General features: G+C 67.1%; 17 protein-coding genes and 2 pseudogenes. 12 read left to right on the top strand and 7 right to left on the bottom strand.

Features of this window, described 5'->3' with window-relative positions:
- Window positions 1-107: 107 nt before the first annotated feature.
- The gene (locus ACH0AE_RS08950; protein WP_294444749.1) at window positions 108-413 is read right to left on the bottom strand and encodes a YciI-like protein; all 306 of its coding nucleotides are present in this window, start codon (window positions 411-413) and stop codon (window positions 108-110) included.
- A gap of 229 nt (window positions 414-642) precedes the next feature.
- Here ACH0AE_RS08950 and ACH0AE_RS08945 point away from each other — a divergent pair, with 229 nt between their 5' ends.
- The 9 genes and pseudogenes from ACH0AE_RS08945 (at window position 643) to ACH0AE_RS08905 (ending at window position 9831) form a co-directional block, all read left to right on the top strand.
- A complete protein-coding gene (locus ACH0AE_RS08945; protein ID WP_406875661.1) occupies window positions 643-1545 on the top strand; it encodes a LysR family transcriptional regulator in 903 nt (300 codons plus the stop codon).
- Between the two features lie 100 nt (window positions 1546-1645).
- Window positions 1646-2176 (top strand): nuclear transport factor 2 family protein, encoded by a 531-nt coding sequence (locus ACH0AE_RS08940; protein WP_294444520.1) that lies wholly within the window; start codon window positions 1646-1648, stop codon window positions 2174-2176.
- 111 nt (window positions 2177-2287) lie between these two features.
- Window positions 2288-2812, top strand: a pseudogene (locus ACH0AE_RS08935) (2Fe-2S iron-sulfur cluster-binding protein); the annotation flags it as partial.
- On the top strand, window positions 2809-3801 hold the full coding sequence (locus tag ACH0AE_RS08930) for a xanthine dehydrogenase family protein subunit M (RefSeq protein ID WP_294444521.1): 993 nt from the start codon (window positions 2809-2811) through the stop codon (window positions 3799-3801). The pseudogene ACH0AE_RS08935 and the gene ACH0AE_RS08930, both read left to right, overlap by 4 nt.
- Window positions 3798-6017, top strand: a complete 2220-nt coding sequence (locus ACH0AE_RS08925) for a xanthine dehydrogenase family protein molybdopterin-binding subunit (protein WP_294444523.1) — start codon at window positions 3798-3800, stop codon at window positions 6015-6017. The genes ACH0AE_RS08930 and ACH0AE_RS08925 overlap by 4 nt, the downstream gene beginning before the upstream one ends.
- Window positions 6018-6038: 21 nt before the next feature.
- On the top strand, window positions 6039-6803 hold the full coding sequence (locus tag ACH0AE_RS08920; RefSeq protein WP_294444525.1) for an SDR family oxidoreductase: 765 nt from the start codon (window positions 6039-6041) through the stop codon (window positions 6801-6803).
- 109 nt (window positions 6804-6912) lie between these two features.
- A complete protein-coding gene (locus ACH0AE_RS08915) occupies window positions 6913-7917 on the top strand; it encodes an efflux RND transporter periplasmic adaptor subunit (RefSeq protein ID WP_406875660.1) in 1005 nt (334 codons plus the stop codon).
- A 40-nt stretch (window positions 7918-7957) separates the two neighbouring features.
- Window positions 7958-9121, top strand: coding sequence for an FtsX-like permease family protein (locus tag ACH0AE_RS08910; protein WP_294444527.1), 1164 nt, complete (start codon window positions 7958-7960; stop codon window positions 9119-9121).
- Window positions 9118-9831, top strand: a complete 714-nt coding sequence (locus ACH0AE_RS08905; protein WP_294444529.1) for an ABC transporter ATP-binding protein — start codon at window positions 9118-9120, stop codon at window positions 9829-9831. Before ACH0AE_RS08910 ends, ACH0AE_RS08905 begins: the two co-directional genes overlap by 4 nt.
- Here the strand turns inward: ACH0AE_RS08905 and ACH0AE_RS08900 are convergent, their stop codons facing one another.
- Both ACH0AE_RS08900 and ACH0AE_RS08895 read right to left on the bottom strand, forming a co-directional pair.
- Entirely contained in the window at window positions 9832-10941 is a 1110-nt protein-coding gene (locus tag ACH0AE_RS08900; protein ID WP_294444530.1) for a CaiB/BaiF CoA-transferase family protein, read from the bottom strand.
- Window positions 10942-10991: 50 nt separating this feature from the next.
- Complete coding sequence (locus ACH0AE_RS08895; protein ID WP_406875659.1) at window positions 10992-12152, bottom strand: acyl-CoA dehydrogenase family protein; 1161 nt, start codon at window positions 12150-12152, stop codon at window positions 10992-10994.
- A gap of 88 nt (window positions 12153-12240) precedes the next feature.
- On the opposite strand from ACH0AE_RS08895, the gene ACH0AE_RS08890 reads away from it, so the two are divergent.
- Together ACH0AE_RS08890 and ACH0AE_RS08885 are read left to right on the top strand one after the other, a co-directional pair.
- A complete protein-coding gene (locus ACH0AE_RS08890) occupies window positions 12241-13182 on the top strand; it encodes a LysR family transcriptional regulator (protein WP_294444531.1) in 942 nt (313 codons plus the stop codon).
- Between the two features lie 72 nt (window positions 13183-13254).
- A complete protein-coding gene (locus tag ACH0AE_RS08885) occupies window positions 13255-14067 on the top strand; it encodes an acyl-CoA thioesterase II (protein ID WP_294444532.1) in 813 nt (270 codons plus the stop codon).
- Between the two features lie 32 nt (window positions 14068-14099).
- Here ACH0AE_RS08885 and ACH0AE_RS08880 read toward each other — a convergent pair whose 3' ends face one another.
- The 3 genes from ACH0AE_RS08880 to gltX are packed head-to-tail and all read right to left on the bottom strand — an operon-like array spanning window position 14100 to window position 17028.
- Window positions 14100-14300 (bottom strand): hypothetical protein, encoded by a 201-nt coding sequence (locus ACH0AE_RS08880; RefSeq protein WP_294444533.1) that lies wholly within the window; start codon window positions 14298-14300, stop codon window positions 14100-14102.
- Between the two features lies 1 nt (window position 14301).
- A complete protein-coding gene (locus ACH0AE_RS08875) occupies window positions 14302-15582 on the bottom strand; it encodes a citrate synthase (RefSeq protein ID WP_294444534.1) in 1281 nt (426 codons plus the stop codon).
- Between the two features lie 3 nt (window positions 15583-15585).
- Window positions 15586-17028 (bottom strand): glutamate--tRNA ligase, encoded by a 1443-nt coding sequence (gene gltX, locus ACH0AE_RS08870; RefSeq protein WP_294444535.1) that lies wholly within the window; start codon window positions 17026-17028, stop codon window positions 15586-15588.
- A gap of 29 nt (window positions 17029-17057) precedes the next feature.
- Here gltX and ACH0AE_RS08865 point away from each other — a divergent pair.
- Window positions 17058-18590: pseudogene (locus tag ACH0AE_RS08865) on the top strand (ComEC/Rec2 family competence protein); the annotation flags it as partial.
- 583 nt (window positions 18591-19173) lie between these two features.
- Here ACH0AE_RS08865 and lexA read toward each other — a convergent pair.
- Window positions 19174-19833 carry a transcriptional repressor LexA gene (gene lexA / locus ACH0AE_RS08860; RefSeq protein ID WP_294442502.1) on the bottom strand — a complete coding sequence of 220 codons (660 nt, stop codon included), beginning with the start codon at window positions 19831-19833 and terminating at the stop codon, window positions 19174-19176.
- Between the last annotated feature and the right edge of the window lie 33 nt (window positions 19834-19866).

Raw genomic sequence — 19866 nt, 5'->3', positions numbered from 1 at the left:
GGGACGGCCCGGGACCACGCTGCACCCATTCGAGGTGACAGCGTGGTCCTGCTTCCGGATTCATGCGCCTGCGCAATCGCGGGCGCATCGGTCGAGCTAGGGGCGGCTTATACGGGCCGCAGCGGCTCCGATGCAGCGTCACCAACCACGGTTGCCCACTGACGGACGCGCCACGCCGTGACGAGGCCGTTCGCAATGTAGGGATCGTCCCGGGCGAAGCGTTCCACCACCTCAGGACTGTCGGCCTTGAACAGGATAAGGCCGGTGTCGAGCGGATCGGTCAGCGCACCGGCGAGGATCAGCTCACCGCGCGCTGCCGCAGCCCAGGCCCTGGTCAGATGCGCGTCGCGAAACTCGGCCCTCCTGGCCGCGTAGGTTTCGCTGAATTCCATCATCAGCATGTAGTGCTTCAAGGCGCAGCCTCCTTCGTCAACCTGCCGATTAAGCGTCGGCCGCCGTTCGGCATCACTGTCGAAACGGGAATGAGGGTTGGCGGTTCTTCGCCCAATTGTCCGTGCTGCGCTGACATAATCGCGAGCATGGCGGGCGTGTTTCAAGCTTAGAGCAATTGCGCGAAGGTATCCGGGCAATCGTCCTGCGCGCTCTTATATGCTATCACCATGTGACGAAGGGGAAGGATACTTGCTGTTCGACGGCCGGATCATCGCCGGCATCACCGTGTTTGTCGCGGTGGCACGCACTGGCAGTTATGCCCGGGCCAGCGAGCTTCTCGGCCTGTCGCGTTCAGGCGTGGGCAAGGCGATCGGTCGGTTGGAGGAGCGCACCGGGCTTCGCCTGTTCGACCGAAACGCCCGCGCGCTAAAGCTCACCGATCAGGGCCGCACCTTCCTGGAAGAAGCAACGCCGATGCTCGAAGCGCTCGGGCGGATCGCGACACCCTCTGCATCGGCGGATATCCGCGGACGCCTGCGTATCTCGACGGATGGTGCGTTCGGGCCGCCCTTGCTGATCCCGGTATTGCCGGATTTCCTCGCTGCACACCCGCGCGTGAAGCTCGACGTGCTCGTGCGTGATCGGATCGACAATCTGCTGCACGACGGCTTTGACGTGGCGCTTCGCTTCGGAGAGCCGGACTCCCGTGGGCTCGACAAGCAACTGCTGATGCGCAGTCGCGTGCTGACCTGCGCCAGCCCGGGCTACATCGCCGAGTTCGGAGCGCCGCGCAGTCCCGCCGACCTAGCCGAGCGACATCGATGCGTTCGCATGATGGATGATGTGACGAGCAAGCCGCATCCCTGGAACTTCATCAACGCGGCCGGCGACGGCCATACGCTTGCGCCCGATTGCGGCCTGACATTCAACGATGCGGCGTCGTTGGTTGCAGCCGCGCTCACCGGATACGGCATCGTGCGTTTGCTTGACGTGGTCGCCGAGCCGCATCTCACCGAGGGGCGACTGGTGGAGATCCTGCCCGAGTGGAATTGCCTAGAATGGCCAGCCTACGTCTACACGCCCGCTGATGCGCACCGCTCGCCAGCGCTAGACGCATTCATGGAGTTCGTCCGCGCGAGACTGGTTCACTAGTTTGTACGCGAGCCCGGCGGTCCCCGCAGCCGCGACGTTTCGGCGACGAACTGGCGGCGTCTCTCACTGGTTGATGAGCCGATTCAACCGGGAGGACATCTTGCGCTTACGTCTCGCTCCTATTGCCGCCGCGCTGGTGGCCTCGATCTCTGCCGTCGCTATCGCCGATGACACGCGAGTGGCGCGCCGTAGCCAGCAAAGCGATGGCCGGGCGCTGATCGAGGATGGGTTCGCACGCTGGGCGAAGGGCGAGTTCGACATCTTCAGCCTGCTCGCCGACGACGTCACGTGGCACATCACTGGCCAGGACCCGGCGATCGCCACGACCTATCATTCGCGTGAGGCCTTGCTGGACGGAGCAGCGCGGCCGCTTGCGGCACGCGCTGCCGCGCCGCTCAAGCCGACGGTTCGGCGCATCTGGAGCGATGGAGACGATGTGATCGTCCACTGGGAAGGCACGGCGCCGCTGGTCGACGGGACGACCTATCGCAACACGTACCTCTGGATCATGACGGTGCGTGACGGGCGGGTAACGGCGGTAACCGCCTTCCTCGACAATGCGGCCTTCAAGCGCGCGCTCGCGACGCCGCTGCCTTCGGGTAGTCCAAAAGTCGGAAGCGCACGCAACTGACGCCTTGCTGTCCTCGCAGCGCCGACAAATCGGCGCGGAACGGCCCGCACGCCGGCGAGCTATGAAAGTGAACAAGCCTCGGGAGGGATTGTGGACTGGATCGATGCGGAAGCGCGCGCCGAGATTTCCTTGAAGGTGAACGGCGTCGAGAGGCGCCTCACGCTCGACACCCGCGTGACGCTGCTTGATGCACTGCGCGAGCATTTGCAGCTCACTGGCACCAAAAAGGGCTGCGATCATGGGCAGTGCGGTGCCTGCACGGTGCTGGTCAACGGAAAGCGCATCAACAGTTGCTTGTCGCTGACGATGATGCACGGCGGCGACGAGATCACGACGATAGAGGGACTCGGCACGCCGGAAGCACTGCACCCGCTGCAGGCCGCTTTCATCGCCGCTGATGGTTTCCAGTGCGGTTATTGCACCTCCGGCCAGATCTGTTCGGCGATCGGGATGCTTCGCGAGGCGGAGGCCGGCTGGCCGAGCCATGTCAGCGATGACATCGAAACGCCGCCACCGATCGATGCCACGGAAATCCGCGAGCGGATGAGCGGCAACCTGTGCCGCTGCGCTGCCTACCCTCGCATCGTCGAGGCGATCAGTTCCTATGCGAAAGCCGCGTCGGAGGTGTCGGCATGATCGCGTTCGACTATGTCCGGCCAACCTCGATCGACGCTGCGCTGACCGCACAGCAGGAGCGCGGGCCGGGGCGCTTCATCGCCGGAGGCACCAATCTGCTCGACCTGATGAAGCTCGGTATCGAGCGTCCACGGCACCTGGTCGACGTCAATGCGCTCGACCTGAGGGCGATCGAAGAGACACCCGAGGGCGGGCTGCGCATTGGCGCGCTCGTGACGAACGCGGACCTCGCTGCCGATCCGCGGGTGCGCGCTCGTTACCCGGTGCTGTCGCGCGCGATCCTCGCCGGCGCGTCGGCCCAGTTGCGTAACAAGGCAACCACCGGCGGAAACCTGCTCCAACGCACGCGCTGCTTTTATTTCTACGACCCGGCGACGCCCTGCAACAAGCGCGATCCCGGCGCAGGATGCAGCGCGGTCGGCGGCTTCAACCGGATCATGGCGATCCTGGGTACCTCGCAGAGCTGCATCGCCTCTCACCCGTCGGACATGGCAGTGGCGATGCGGGCGCTGGACGCGGTCGTCGAAACAACCCGGCGGTCGGATGCGGGTCGCCGGCTCACGCTCGACGAATTGTATCGACTGCCGGGCGACACGCCGCACATCGAGACGGTGCTTGAGCCGGGCGAGCTCATCACCGCCGTTACCTTGCCGCCGCCACGGGTCGGTCGGCAGAGCTACCGCAAGGTACGGGATCGCGCCTCCTATGCCTTTGCGCTGGTGTCTGTCGCAGGGATTGTCGCGATGGAGGCGGGGCGGATCAGCCATGCGTCGCTCGCCTTCGGCGGGATCGGTACGATGCCATGGCGCGATCGGTCTGCCGAGGCCCTGCTGATCGGTGAGGCGCCGACCGCCGCCTTGTTTGGCAAGGTGGCAGACGCGGTGCTCGCCGGCGCGCACGGCAGCGGGAGTAATGACTTCAAACTGCCGCTGTTCAGGAGGACAGTGATCGCCTGCCTTGCGGCGCTGGCGCGGGAGGGCGGGCGATGAGCGCGACGATCAAGATGGATGCGCGCTTCGCGGAGAGCCTGCTCGACGCAGCGCCCGATCCGCAGGTGGGCCGCCCGCTCGAGCGTGTCGACGGGCCCCGCAAGGTTTCCGGCCAGGCCCGCTACGCTGCCGAGCACTTCCCGGACAACGTCGCGCATGGCGTGTTGCTGCGTGCACCGTTCGGCAGGGGACGAGTGACGCGGCTCGATGCCGACGCCGCCCGCGAGATGCCTGGCGTGCTAGCGATCGTCACCGACGAACGGTTGCTGCGCAACGCCGGCGACTTCGGCGGGGCGGCCGCACCGCCGCACGGTGTCGATGATGTGGTCTATTTCGGTCAGCCGATCGGCGTGGTGGTGGCGGAGAGCTACGAGCAGGCGCGCGCCGCTGCGCTGACCGTTGGCGTGGAGTACCAGTCGGAGGACGGCGTATTTGACTTGTTGGCCGCTCTCGACAAGGCCGAACCGCCGACCGACGACATCTACGGCCTGTTCCTGATCCACACCGAGCAAGGTGATGTCGAGGCGGCGATGCGAAGCGCCGCTGCCACCGTCGACGAGGTGTGGACCACGCCGAGCCAGAGCCATGCCGCAATGGAGCCCCACGCTTCCGTCGCAAGCTGGGAAGGCGACCACATAACACTCAACGCCTCCTATCAGTCTCCGGTGGTGACGCGTGACCAGCTTGCCACGCTGCTTGGGATGGAGCCTGAGAAGGTGCGCATCCTGTCTCCCTTCGTCGGTGGCGGCTTCGGCGGAAAGCTGGGGCTGATGCCGGAGGGAGCGGCAGCCGCAATCGCCTCGCAGCAGCTCGGGCGTCCGGTGAAGATCGCGATGACGCGGCAGAACGTTTTCGAGACGACCGGTCGCCGCCCCGCGACCCACCAGCGCCTGCGACTAGGCGCGGATGCCTCGGGAAAGCTGACGGCGATCGCTCATGAGACGATCACCGATCAGCTGGAAGGGGAGGTGTTCTTCGAGCCCGCGGGCCTTGCCACGCATGTTCTTTACGGCGGCCCTAATCGCATGGTCGATCACAAGGTCGTGCGGGTGAACAAGTTGCTTGGCGTCTCGATGCGGGCGCCGGGTGAGGCGGTCGGCCAACTCGCGCTCGAATGCGCGATGGATGAACTGGCCGACCGCCTTGGCCTCGACCCCGTTGAGCTTCGACTGCGCAACGAACCGGCGCGCCATCCCGAACTTGGCATTCCCTTTTCAAGCCGGTCACTGGTGGAGTGCCTGAAGATCGGCGCGGAACGGTTCGGTTGGGACCGCCGCAATCCGGTGCCGGGAAGCACGCGCGATGGCGAATGGCTGATCGGCCATGGCATGGCAGCCTCGGCGCGCGGCAACCTCTTCGCCCCGACGAGTGCCCGCGTGCGGATTGACGGAGAGGGGAAGATCACCGTCGAAACCGAGATGACCGACATCGGCACCGGCACCTATACGATCCTGACTCAGATCGTTGCTGACATACTCGGTGTGTCCATCGATCGGATCGAGGTGCGGCTGGGCGATACGAACGATCCACGCAGCGCCGGCTCGGGCGGCAGCTGGGGCGCGGCGACCGCAGGATCGGCCGTATATGCCGCCTGCGCAGCACTGCGCACCCGCCTGGCGGACGCGGCCGGCGTGCCGCTTGATGAAGCCACCTTCGCCGGCGACGCGCTGACTGCCCGCAACGAACGCCATCCGCTCGCACGTCTCGCCGGCGACGGCATGGAAGAGGAGGGAAGCGTCGAGCCGGGTGAGAGCAACACCGCCTACAGCCAGTCGGCCTATGGCGCGCATTTCTGCGAAGTGCGCGTCAACACGGTGACCGGTGAAACGCGCGTGTCGCGCTGGAACAGCGTGTTCGCGGCCGGACGCATTCTCAACGAAAGGACGGCCACCTCCCAGGCGATCGGCGGCATCGTCTTCGGCATCGGCGGCGCCCTGACCGAGGAACTGGTGCACGACCCGCGCACCGGAAAGGTCGTGAATCGGGACTTGGGCGAATATCACGTGCCAGTGCACGCCGACATTCCGCCTATCGACGTTCTGTTCCTCGAAGAGCGCGATCCGGTCGCCAATCCGTTGATGCTGAAGGGCGTGGGGGAGCTTGGCACATGCGGCTCCGGCGCGGCGGTCGCGAATGCGATCTACAATGCGACCGGCGTTCGCGTTCGAGAGTTTCCCGTGACGCTCGACAAGCTGCTCGTCGGGCTGCCCGACTGACCGAATGGCTGGGGAGACAAGATGAAGAACAGCGGCAACACCATCCTCATTACCGGCGGCGGCTCGGGGATTGGGCAGGCGCTTGCGCACCGCTTCCATGATGCAGGTAACACGGTGATCATTGCCGGTCGCCGGCGCGCGGCGCTGGAAGCGGCGATCGATGGCCGGGCGAACATGCACGCAATCGAGTTGGACCTGACCAGCGCCGAAGGGATCGCGGGATTCGCGCAGCGGCTGCTGGCGGAGCATCCGGGGGTGAACGTCCTCATCAACAATGCCGGGATCATGCGCAGCGAGCCGCTCGATCGATCGCGCGATCTGGCCGACGCCGAAGCGACGATCACGACCAACCTGCTCGGCCCGATCCGCCTCATCAATGCGCTGGTCGATCATCTCGTCGCGCAGCCAGATGCCGCGATCGTCAACGTCAGCTCGGGCCTGGCGTTCGTGCCGCTGATCTCGGCGCCAACCTACGATGCCACGAAAGCGGCGATCCATTCCTATACCGTGTCGCTGCGTGCCGCGCTCGGTGACCGTGTGGAGGTGATCGAGCTGGTGCCGCCGGCGGTGCAGACGGGGCTGACGCCCGGACAGGAGACGCGCGACGGCTATATGCCGCTCGATGACTTCATCAACGAAGTCATGGCGCTGTTCGCCAGAGAGCCGACTCCGCCGGAGATCCTGGTCGAGCGGGTCGGCTTCCTGCGCAACGCCGAGCGTGAAGGGCGCTTCGACCAGACGCTGGCGACGCTGAACAGGCCGCAGACCGAGACCGGCAGCCGCTAGGCACCCGTCGCGGCGCCAACGGCGTTGCACCTTTGCCGTTGATCTGCGTTATCCCGCCGCCGTGCGGATAACCAAGCAAACCATCTCACTTCTTGTCGTGGCTGCTGCGGTGCTGGCGTTGCTTGCATGGCTGATGTGGCCGCGACCGAAGGCGGTCGAGACCATCGTGATCAGCCGCGCGCCGGCGGTGCGAACGCTGGCAGTGAACGGCATCGTCCGCCCACGCCTGTCGGTGGAAGTGCAATCGCCGGTGGCGGGCACGCTGACCGCGCTGCCGCTCGACGTCGGCGATCGCGTGTCGAAGGGCGCGCTGCTCGCTCGGGTCGATGATGCCCCGCAGCGCGCCGCGATCAGCGAGGCGCAAGCGTCGGTTCTCGCCCAGCAAGCCGTTCTCGCCCAGGCACGCCGCGACCTCGCGCGCTTCCAGGCACTTGGCGAGTTCGTGACGCGGCAGCGAAAGGAGGAAGCGCGGCTGGCGGTGGAGCAAGGCGAGCAGGAATTGCGCCGCCGCCGCGCGGCGCTGGTGCAGGCCCGCGAGGTGCAGCAACGCTATGAGGTGCGTGCGCCCTTCGCCGGTGTGATCATGGAGCGGCCAGTCGATCCCGGCCAGACGATCCTCGGGACGACCGTGCTGTACCGCCTTGCCGACCTGTCGGCGCCGCAAGTCGCGGCCGACGTAGACGAAACCTATGCCGTGAACCTGAAGGCCGGCGGCGAGGCGATGGTATCCGTGCCAGGACGGGCCCGGCCGCTGCCTGCAAGAATCGTCTTCGTCGAGCCGCGCGTCGATCGGCTCACCGGTGCGCGTGAAGTGCGGCTGAGCGTGGCGGATTCAATGGACGATGTGCCGGCCGGGCTCACGCTATCGGTGAACCTGATCGTGGCGCGCGAGCCGGACGCGATCAGCATTCCGCGCAGTGCGATCTTGCAGCCGGATGGAGATCCTCGTGTGCGGGTCGTCGCCGCTGACGGCGAGGTGAGCGAACGGTCGATCCGCTTCGTCGACTGGCCGGCGCAAACGGTGACGGTGACACAGGGTCTTGAGCCCGGCATGCGTATTCTGGCAGATCCTGAGGCCGCGGCGCCCGGTGCGCGCGTCCGCCTGCTCGACTGAAGCCATGCGCTACGCCGCGAAGATTGCATTCCGGCACTTGATGTCGAGCCCAGGCCAGACCGGCCTGCTGACCACCGGCGTGGCGCTGGGCGTGACGGTGTTCATCTTCATGAGCGCGCTGATCGGGGGACTCGCTACGCTTTTGACCCAGCGAACGGTGGGCAGCATCTCACACGTCACCCTGGAAATGCGCGAGCGCGATCCCATGCCGATCCGCGGCCCCGCGACGCAGGTGGTGGTGCAGAAGGACCTCAGCCGGCGCGAGCAGATCCCCGTATGGCAGACGTTTCTGCCCGTGATCGCCGGCACCAGCGGTGTGACCGGTGTATCGCCGCAGATCCGAGGCAGCGCCTATATCGAGCGCGGTCAGGCGATTGCACCCGTGGGCGTGATCGGTGTGATGCCGGGAGATCTTTCGGTGATCGCGAATATCGGCGGCGCCATCGTCAGCGGCAGCGCGGACCTGCCCGTGGACGGCATCCTGATTGGAAAGATGCTTGCCGAGGATCTGGGCGTCCGCGTGGGCCAGGTGTTGCGTCTGGTGTCGGACCGCGGGCGTGAGCGCAGCTTTCGCATCGGTGGCATCTTCTCGCTCGGTATCTCGAGCGCTGACCGGCAGGCGATCTACATGAATTTCGTTGCGGCACGCGCGCTGTTCGATCTGCCAAGCGGGATTTCGGTGATCGAGACGAAGGTGTCACCCGTCGCCCGCGCGCCGCAAATTGCAGCGACCCTGCGCCGCGCGACCGGCCTGAAGGTGACGCCCTGGACGGAGGACAACGCCCAGCTGTTCGAGGCGCTGGCGGCGCAGGGGCGGACGGGCACGATCATCAAGGCGTTCGCGTTGATCACCATCGTCGTGGGGATCGCGAGCGCGATGCTGTTGTCGATCGTCCGTCGCCGCAGCGAGATCGGCATCCTGCGCGCCATGGGTGCCGGCAAGCGGCTGGTAACGACCATCTTCGTACTTGAAGGCACGTTGATCGGTGCGAGCGGCGCGATCCTCGGCGCAGCGATTGCCTGGGCGGCGCTGGCGCCGTTTCCGCCGATCGAGCAGGTGCAGCCTGGTGGCCTGCCCGTGGACCGTGCGCAAGGCCAGTTCCTGCTCGCGATCGTGTTGACGACGCTGGCGGCGGCGCTTGCCTCGGTGCTGCCCGCGCGCCGCGCGGCAAGCATCGATCCTGTAGAGGCCATCGGGCAATGACTGAGGCGGCGCTACTCTCCATTCGCCACCTGGTGAAGCGCTTCGGGGAAGGCGAGGCGGCGACGACCGTGTTGCATGGCATTGACCTCGACCTCGCGCGGGGAGAGCTAGCGACGCTGCTCGGGCCGTCTGGCTCCGGCAAGAGCACATTGCTGACGATCCTTGGCACCTTGCTGCAGCCGACGAGCGGCGAGCACCACATGCTCGGTGTCGACCTGTTCGCTGCAAGCGAGGCGGAAAAGGCACGCTTCCGCGCCGAGAACATCGGGTTCGTGTTCCAGTTTCACCACCTGCTCCCCGACCTGACGGCGCTCGAAAACGTCATGGTGCCGGCCGCTGCGCAGGCCGGGCGCGAGACGGCGGCGATGCGCACGCGCGCCGGTGAGTTGCTCGACGCGGTCGGGCTGGCGGATCGGCGCGGCTATCGTCCCGCCGCCATGTCGGGCGGGCAGCGACAGCGGGTCGCGGTGGCGCGCGCGCTGATGAACCGGCCGGCGCTGGTGCTGGCAGATGAGCCGACCGGCAACCTTGACCGCCAGACCGCCGATCAGGTGATGGCGCTGCTCGACCGGATCAACGCGGAGACGGGGACGTGCTTCCTCATCTCCACCCATGACGAGCATATCTCGGCGCGATGCCGGCGGCGAATCGAATTGCTGGATGGCCGGCTGATTTCAGGTGGTACGGAGCCGGCGCTGGCAGAGGCCTGATCAGCCGGCGCGCGTATGCGAACCCAGCGCAGGCACGGCGCCGACGACGCGGCTCTCGCCGTTGAACAGAACAGGCGGAGCCGGGAGGCGGATCGTTCCCGCGACGGTCTCGACGTCCGTCTCGCGCAGATGCGGATGGGCGGAGAGGGCAGCGAGGTCATTCACCTCAGCAAATGCAATGTCCGAGGCGAGCAGTAGAGCGGTGACTGCCGCAGAATCACGTCCGCCGATGGCCTTTTGGACGAGGCGGTCAGTTTCTTGGCGGTTGATGACACGGTCCACGTTGGTAGCGAAGCGCGGATCCACGCCAATCTCCGGCCGGCCGAGCAGCCCGGCCGCGAGGGCGCGCCACTCGCGGTCGCTTTGCACCGATAGGAGGAGGAGGCGATCGTCGGCGGTGGTGAAGAGGCCGTAGGGGGCGATCGAGGGATGGGCGAGGCCGACGCGGCGCGGTGGCGTGCCGGCGCGGTGGTTGAGGAGCGGCACGGTCATCCACTCGGCGATCACGTCGAACATGGCGATACGGATATCGCACCCGTCGCCGCTGATGCCGCGCGCGATCAGCGCCTCGAGGATCGCGGCATGAGCGGCAGCGCCGGTCGCGATGTCGATCACCGACACCCCGACGCGGCCGGGCGCCGCGGGCGCGCCAGTGATATGGGCCAGACCAGCTTCGGCCTGGATCAGCAGGTCATAGGCTTTGCGATTGGCATAGGGGCCATCGTCGCCGAAGCCACTGATAGAACAGCATATTAGCCGCGGATGACGGGCGCGCAGCAGCTCGACTTCGAGACCGAGGCGGCCCAGCGCGCCGGGTCTCAGATTCTGTACGAACACGTCGGCATTGGCGATCAGGGCGGCCAGACGAGCCTTGTCAGAGGCTTGTGCCAGATCGAGGACATGGCTTTCCTTGCCGCGGTTGAGCCAGACGAAATAGCTGCTGTCGCTGCCGCCGGCGCGATCATAATAGCGCGCGAAATCGCCCTCCGGCCGCTCGATCTTGATCACCCGCGCGCCGGCGTCGGCGAGCCGCGCGGTGCAAAAAGGCGCGGCCACGGCCTGTTCCAGCGCGACGACGGTGAGCCCGGAAAGCGCGTTCAGGGCGGTCAAATCGTGCGCTTTGATGGTGGCTTGATGGTCATGATTGGCGCGCGATGGCGTCAGAATGAGCGTGGAAGATCGAGAATGTGCTCCGAAACGAAGCTCAAGATCAGGTTCGTCGAGATGGGCGCGACCTGATAGAGGCGCGTCTCGCGGAACTTGCGTTCGATGTCATACTCCTCCGCGAAGCCGAAGCCGCCATGCGTCTGGATACAGGCCTCGCCCGCCGCCCAGCTGGCCTCGGCGGCGAGCATCTTGGCCATGTTCGCCTCCGCCCCGCAATTCTCGCCCGCCTCGTACAGGCGGATCGCTTCATGCGTCAGCAGTTCGGCGGCGCGCATCTGGGCATAGGCACGCGCGATCGGGAACTGGATGCCCTGGTTCTGGCCGATCGGGCGGCCGAACACCTTGCGTTCGCGCGCATAGCCGCTGGCCTTCTCGATGAACCATTTGGCGTCGCCGATGCATTCCGACGCGATCAGCGCGCGTTCCGCGTTCATGCCGGACAGGATGTATCGGAAACCTTTGCCCTCCTCGCCGATCAGATTGGCGGCGGGGACCGAGACCTCGTCGAAGAAGACCTCCGTCGTCGAGTGGTTCATCATCGTCGGGATCGGACGGATCGTCATCCCGTCCTTCAGCGCCTCGCGCATGTCGACGAGGAAAACGGAAAGACCATCCGTGCGCTTCGTCACCTGATCCTGCGGCGTGGTGCGGGCGAGGAGCACCATCAGGTCCGACTGGAGTGCACGGCTTGTCCAGATCTTCTGGCCGGACACGATGTACCGGTCCCCATCGCGGCGAGCGAAGGTCTTCAGCGAGCCGGTGTCGGTGCCGCTGGTCGGCTCCGTGACTCCAAACGCCTGAAGGCGCAGCTTGCCGCTGGCGACATCGGGCAGGTAGCGGCGCTTCTGTTCCTCGCTGCCGTGGCGCAGGATGGTGCCCATCACGTACATCTGCGCGTGGCACGCGGCGCCGTTGCAGCCCTGTTGCTGGATCTCCTCGAGGATCGCCGCTGCGCCCGAGAGTGGCAGGCCGGCGCCGCCATATTCCTCCGGGATCAGCACGGAGAGGAAGCCACTGGTGGTCAGCGCGTCGACGAACTCGGTGGGGTAGGCGCGGTCGCGATCCTTCTCGCGCCAATAGGGCCCGGGAAACTCGGCACACAGCTTGGCCACTTCGCGGCGGATGTCGGAATAATCGGGCCAGTTGCTGCTCACGTAATCCTCCCGTTGTCGTGGGCGGGGGTAGGGTGCGGCGCGCCCCGCAGCCATGCCATGATCTACATAGCCGATATAGCGATCCGGCATGGGAGATGGTACGCGCCAGACCATGGACCTGCGGCGCTTGGCCTATTTCGTCGAAGCGTGTGACCGTGGCAGCCTGACCGCGGCGAGCCTTGCGATCGACGTGGCGCAACCGGCGCTTAGCCGTCAGATTGGCGAGCTTGAGCAGGAGATGGGTCTGGAACTGCTCCATCGCACCGGCCGCGGCGTCACCCCGACGCATGCCGGGCGCCATCTGCTGGAAGGGGCACGTCGTCTGCTGGCCGAGAGCGAGCGGCTGCGGGACGAAGTGCGCAGCCTGGCCGGGGCGACGGCGGGGGAAGCGGTGATCGGCATGCCGCCGACGGTGGGCCGCGTGCTGGCGGTGCCGCTGACCCGCGCAGTGGCCGCGCGCTATCCTGGCCTGTCGCTGCGCATCGTCGAGGGGTTCAGCGGCACCACGCTGGAGGCGCTTCAGGCCGGGCGGATCGATCTGGCGATCCTGTACGACAATCCCGGCATCGGCCCGGTGGTGGCGGAACGCGTGGCGGAGGAGGACCTGGTGGTAGTGGGCGCGCGCGCGGACCCGCAACTCGCCGCCGATGCCACGCCCGCAATCGCGGATCTGGCGACGCACCCGCTGGTGCTGCCCAGCATCCACCATTCGCTTCGCCAGCTCGTCGCCCGCCATGCGCGAGAGGCAGGGGTGCATCTGCCGGTCCAGTTCGAGATCGATTCGCTGGGCGCGATCATCGAGCTGGTCGCAGAGGGACTGGCGCTGACGATCCTGCCGGCAGCCGCGGTCGCGCGCGACGCGCATGCGTCGCGGCTCACGACATGGCCGCTTGCCGGCGGCGTGGCGCGGCAACTGCTCATCGCGACGGCGGCACGCAGGCCGGGGGGACTGCCGCTTCAACGGCTGGTCGCATTGGTGCGTGAGGAGATGGTGGCGCTGGCGCCCGAAGTGGGGTGGTGCATCGTCTAAGTCGTACGCGAGCGGCCACCAAGTTGTGGATCGCGACTGGACAGGGCCGTTGCGCCATGGAAACGAGCCTGAATGACTTCTTCTTTCCTCGACGTGGAGAATACGTCGGATCCGTCCATCTTCCGGCTGCGAATAACCGACCGCATCTGTGTCGGCCCGCCGGGTAATGTGTTCATGTTCGGTGGCGTCGGCCTTGGCGCGGCAACGATCGCCGCGGAGCGGGCGACGGGGCGCGACGTGATCTGGTCAAGCGCGCAGTTCATTTCCTATGCGCGGATCGGCGACACGCTGGATCTGGCGGTAGAGGTGCTGTCCGCGGGCAAGAACATCAGCCAAGTGCGCGTGGTGGCGACGGATGCCGGCAAGCTGATCCTGACGGTGAATGCGGCGCTGGGGAACCGCGAAGGCATGCCCTCCGGCCAATGGATCACCCCGCCCGAGATGCCCCCGCCCGGTGAATGCAAGGCGCGGCCGCTGTGGCCGGTGCAGGACGCAACCCTGATGGACCGGCTGGACGTGCGGATGGCGCCGGACAAGTTCGGTGCACGCGCGCTCGATGGCACGCCATCGGAGGACGGGCGGATGGTGCTGTGGATGCGCAGCAAGACGGGCGAGCCGATCGACGCGAGCATGCTGGCGATCTTTGCCGATTTCGTGCCGTCCGGCCTATCCACCGCGTTCGGCCGGCGCGGCGGTGGAAACAGCCTCGACAACACGATGCGCATCGCGAAGATCGTGCCGACCGAATGGGTGCTGTGCGACGTGCGGATCAGCGCCGCGGCCCGCGGCTTCGGGCACGGTGCGATCCACATGTTCGCCGAGGATGGGACGATGATCGCTAGCGGAAGCCAATCCGCCATCCTGCGCTTCATGGACCCGGCGTAAGCGCCGGCGGGCGAAGGCCCAGGAAGGAAAAGTCAGCGCAGGCGACGGGCGGCGAGGATCATCAGCAATCCCGCAACCGCCACGCCGGCGCCGCGATCGGCCCAAGGCCGCTGATCGATCATGAAGCTCGATCGGGGCCAGTTTACATAGCCCAGCCCCTGGCCGATCCAGAGCAGGCCAAGCAGAAACAGCGCTGCGCCCAGCGCGGTGAGCGCGGGGCGCAGGCGCCGCATGTCAGCGCTGGCCGACCGGAACGTACGGGCGGGCCGTCGGGCCGGTGTACAGCTGACGCGGACGGCCGATCTTCTGATCCGGATCGGTGATCATCTCGTTCCACTGGGCGACCCAGCCGACGGTGCGTGCAAGGGCGAAGAGCGCGGTGAACATCGACGTCGGGAAGCCGATCGCCGAGAGGATGACGCCCGAGTAGAAGTCCACGTTCGGGAACAGCTTCTTCTCGATGAAGTAATCATCGTTGAGCGCCAGTTCTTCGAGCCGCAGCGCGGTTTCGAACAGCGGATCGTTGACCTTCAGCGCGTCGAACACTTCGCGCACCGTCTTCTGCATGACCGTCGCGCGCGGATCGTAATTCTTGTACACGCGGTGGCCGAAGCCCATCAGGCGGAACGGATCGTTCTTGTCCTTCGCGCGGTTGATGAATTCCGGGATGCGATCGGGCGTGCCGATTTCCTGCAGCATGTTGAGCGCCGCTTCGTTCGCGCCGCCATGTGCCGGGCCCCACAGGCAGGCGATGCCGGCCGCGATGCAGGCGAACGGGTTCGCGCCCGACGAACCGGCGAGGCGCACCGTCGAGGTCGACGCATTCTGCTCGTGATCGGCATGGAGGATGAAGATCCGGTCCATGGCCTTTTCGACCGCCGGGTGAACTTCATACTGCTCGGCCGGGACGCCGAACGTCATGCGCAGGAAGTTGCCGGTGTAGGACAGCGAATTGTCCGGATACAGGAACGGCTGACCGACGCTGTACTTGTACGCCATGGCCGCGATCGTCGGCATCTTGGCGATCAGGCGATGCGAGGCGATCATGCGCTGCGTCGGATCGTGGATGTCGGTCGAATCGTGGTAGAAGGCCGAAAGCGCGCCGACCACGCCGCACATGATCGCCATCGGGTGCGCGTCACGGCGGAAGCCGCGATAGAAGGTGGCGAGCTGCTCGTGCAGCATGGTGTGGCGGGTGATCGTCGTCTCGAACTTGCTGAGCTCGTCCGCCTTGGGCAGCTCGCCGTTCAGCAGGAGGTACGCGACCTCCATGAAGCTCGACTGTTCGGCAAGTTCACCGATGGCATAGCCGCGGTGAAGCAGCACGCCTTCGTCACCATCGATATAGGTCAGCTTCGACTGGCACGACGCGGTCGAGGTGAAGCCGGGATCGTAGGTGAACGCGCCGGTCTGGCCGTACATCTTGCGAATGTCGACCACGTCCGGGCCAACCGAACCGGATAATACCGGATAGCCGAACTCCTTGTCGGCGAGCGTTAGCTTGGCGTCGGTCATTGGTCAGTCCTTCCCCTGGGCGGCCATCTGATCTGCGATCCGGGCGAGGCTTTCGTCGCGCCCGAGCAGGACGAGCACGTCGAAGATCCCCGGCGAGGTGCGGCGGCCGGTGAGTGCGGCACGGAGCGGCTGAGCCACCTGGCCGAGCTTCAAGCCCAGCGCCTCGGCAACCTGCCGCACCGCGTTTTCGAGCGTCTCCGTATCCCACTTGTGCACCGCGTCAAGCGCAGCATGCACCTTCGCGAGTGTGGCCGGTGCATCGCCGGCCAGAAGCGGTTCCGCATCGGCCGCAATCGGCAGCGGACGAGTGACAAGCAGGAAGCGCGCGCCATCGGCCAGTTCGTTGAGGTTCGCCGCGCGCGGCTTCAGCGCGGGCATCGCCGCGGCGATCGTGGCGCGGCGCCCGTCGTCCTCGGCGAGCTCGAGGCGATCAGACACGAGACCGGCGAGCCGCGCATCGTCCGCGGCGCGGATGTAATGGCCGTTGAGGTTCTCGAGCTTCTTCAGATCGAAGCGCGACGGTGACTTGCCGACGCCCGACAGATCGAACCACTCGATCGCCTGTTCGCGGCTGATGATTTCATTGTCGCCATAGCCCCAGCCGAGGCGGAGGAGGTAATTGTCGAGCGCCTCCGGAAGGATGCCGAGCTCGTCGCGATAGGCCTCGATCCCGACCGCGCCGTGCCGCTTCGACAGCTTCGCGCCGTCCGCGCCGTGGATCAGCGGGATATGGGCGTAGATCGGATCGGGCCAATTGCCCTCGATCGCATCCATCGCGCGGATGATCGGGAGCTGGCGGAAGGCGTTGTTGATATGATCGTCGCCGCGGATGACGTGCGTGACGCCCATGTCGTGATCGTCGACCACCACCGCGAGCATGTAAGTCGGCGTCCCATCCGACCGCAGCAGGACGAGATCGTCGAGCTCGGCATTCTGGACGGTGATCGGGCCCTGAACGCGATCCTCGATCGTGGTCGCGCCCTCGGTCGGCGCCTTCAGGCGGACGACATAGGAGGCGTTGGGATCGTCATTGGTCTTGTCACGCCACGGCGAGCGGATGCGCAGCGGCTGCTTCTTCGCCTGGGCCTCGGCGCGCATCGCGTCGATCTCCTCGGGCGTCATGTAGCAGCGATAGGCGGCGCCGGCGGCGATCATCGCCTCGGCCACTTCGACGTGACGATCGGCGCGACTCGACTGGTAGACTTCCTCGCCATCCCAATCGAGCTCGAGCCAGCGCATGCCGGACAGGATCGCGTCGATCGCCGGCTGCGTGGACCGCGCGCGATCGGTGTCCTCGATCCTTAGCAGGAACTTGCCGCCGTGGTGGCGCGCGAAGAGCAGGTTGAACAGCGCAGTGCGCGCGCCGCCGAGGTGGAGAAATCCCGTCGGCGACGGGGCGAAGCGGGTGACGACACCGCGCTCGCGGGCTTCTGTAGTTGCGCTCAAGCGCGCTAGCTCCCAGGCTGGAATTCGAGATGGCGACAACGGCCGCGCAGCCCCCTAGCACGCAGCTTCCGACGCTTCAAACCGCGCGGGCGCGGGTGGAGGCTTGGCTGGAGGCGGAGCGCGACCAGCTCGCCCTGTGGCTGCCGGTGGCGCTTGGCGCTGGCGTGGCGGCGTGGTTCGTGTTGCCGGATCGGGGCGCGTGGCAGGCGGTGCTGCTCGGCTGCGCGTCGCTTGCGTGCGTCGCGCTGGCCTTGGGGCGGGGCGGGCGTGCCGCCCGGGCGGTCGCGATCGGCAGCATGATGATGGCGCTGGGGCTGGCGCTCGTCTGGTTCCGGGCAGAACGGGCCGCTGCGCCGGTGCTGACGCGGCCGGCGATCGTCGCGCTGACGGCGCGGGTGGCGCGGGTGCAGCGGATACCGGCACGCGCGCTGGTGCGGCTGCAGCTTGGCGACCTGAAGTTGGGCGAGGGCGCACCGGCGACGCGGCCGGCGCGGATCCGGCTGAACGTGGCGGAGAAGGATGTGCCGGCCGGGCTGGTGCCCGGCGCGATCATTGCCGTGAGGGCGCGGCTGATGCCGCCACCGCCGCCCGCGGTGCCGGGCGCCTATGACTTTGCGCGGGTCGCGTGGTTCGATTCTATCGGCGCGACCGGGCGGGCGCTGGGCCCACCGCGGATACTGAGCGCCGGCGACACGGCCGAGCCGCTGCGCGCGCGGCTGTCACGGCACATCCAGGCGCGGCTGGAGGGGAGCGCTGGCGGGATCGCGGCGGCGCTGGCGACGGGGGATACCGGCGGCATCGCGGCGGAGGATCAGGAAGCGATGCGCCGCTCGGGCCTCGCGCACCTGTTGTCGGTGAGCGGACTGCACATCACCGCGGTGGTGGGGCTCACCATGGTGATCGCGATGCGGCTGCTGGCGCTCAACATGCGGTTGGCGCTGACAGGCCGGGTGCCGCTGATCGCGGCCGCCGTCGCGGCCGGGGCGGCGGTCGGCTACACCTTGCTGACGGGGAGCGAGGTGCCGACGATCCGAAGCTGCATCGCCGCGCTGCTGGTGCTCGCCGCGATGGCGCTGGGGCGCGAGGCGCTGACGTTGCGGCTGGTGGCGACAGGCGCGGTGGTGGTGCTTCTGCTGTGGCCCGAGTCGCTCGCCGGGCCAAGCTTCCAGCTGTCGTTCGCGGCGGTCACGGCGATCATCGCGCTCGCCGAGCATCCGCGGGTGCGGCAGTGGTTCGGCCCGCGCGAGGAAGGCTGGGCGGCGCGGATGCTGCGCGGCGGGGGATCCCTGCTGCTGACGGGCATCGCGGTGGAGATCGCGCTGATGCCGATCGCGGTGTTCCATTTCCACAAGGCGGGGATCTACGGCGCGCTGGCCAATATCGTCGCAATCCCGCTGACGACGTTCGTGGTGATGCCACTGGAGGCAATGGCGCTGGCGCTGGACGGTGTGGGGCTTGGCGGGCCGGTATGGTGGCTGGCGGGGCAGGCGCTGGCGCTGCTGCTGGGACTTGCGCGGGTGACGGCGGAGGCGCCGGGCGCGGTCGCTGCCTTGCCCGCCATGCCGCGCGGCGCCTTTGGATTGATGGTCGCGGGCGGATTGTGGCTGGCACTGTGGCGGACGAACATGCGCCGGATTGGCGCGATACCGGTGGCGATCGGTGCGCTATGGGCGCTGATGGTGCCCGCGCCGGACCTGTTGGTAACGGGGGACGGACGGCACGTCGGGATCCGGTTGCCGGACGGCCGGGTCGCGCTGCTGCGTGATCGCGCGGGCGATTATGCGCGCGACATGCTGGCGGAGAATGGCGGCAGCGACGTGGAGCCGGTGCTGCTGTCCGAACAGTCAGCTGCGCAGTGCAGCCGCGACCTTTGCCGCGTCGACCTGGCCGCGGGTGAGCGCAGCTGGCGCATCCTTGCGACGCGGAGCGCGTACCTAGTGCCGGCGGGCGAACTGATCGAGGCGTGCCTGGCCGCGGACGTGGTGATCAGCGAGCGTCGGCTGCCGCGGCGGTGCCAGCCGCGCTGGCTACGCCTAGATCGCGAGACGCTGGCGAAAACCGGCGGGGTCGCCGTCACGCTGGCGACCGGGAGTGTCATGACGGTTCAACGGCCCGGAGACACGCACCCCTGGGTGATGGCGGCGATCAGGAATAGCGGCGAAGGATTCCCGCGAGCTTACCCTGCACGCGCACCTGCGCCGGGGCGTAGCGCTGCGGATCATAAGCGCGGTTCGCCGGATCGAGCCGGATCATCGCCCCCTCGCGACGGAAATATTTAAGCGTCGCTTCGCTGTCCTCGATCAGCGCAACCACGATCTCGCCGTCGCGGGCCACGTCCTGCTTGCGGATCAGCGCGAAATCGCCGTCGAGAATGCCGGCCTCGACCATCGAGTCACCAGCGACCTCGAGCGCGAAATGCTCACCCGAGCCAAGCAGCGCAGCGGGGACGGGGAGCGAGGACGCACCCTCCATCGCCTCGATCGGCACACCGGCGGCAATGCGGCCGTGCAGCGGCACTTCGATGACGTCGTTGGCGGGTTCGGGCACGGCGGGCCGGGCGGCCGGTGCGGGCGCCTTCTTCGCGTCCAGACGCTCGGGCATCTTGAGCACTTCGAGCGCGCGCGCACGGTTCGGCAGGCGACGTAGGAAGCCGCGTTCCTCCAGCGCCGAGATCAGGCGGTGGACGCCGGACTTCGACTTGAGGTCGAGCGCCTCCTTCATTTCCTCGAACGAGGGCGACACGCCGGTGTCGACCAGCCGGTCGTTGATGAAACAGATCAGCTCGTGCTGCTTTTTCGTAAGCATCGCATCGCCTCCGCCGCGAACAGACGAAGAACC

Source organism: Sphingomonas sp. 179-A 2A2 NHS (assembly GCF_045371305.1).
In the GTDB taxonomy this organism is placed as follows: Bacteria; Pseudomonadota; Alphaproteobacteria; order Sphingomonadales; family Sphingomonadaceae; genus Sphingomonas.
The sequence above is the reverse complement of the archived record's forward strand: the minus strand, read 5'-3'. Positions and strand labels throughout refer to the sequence as shown.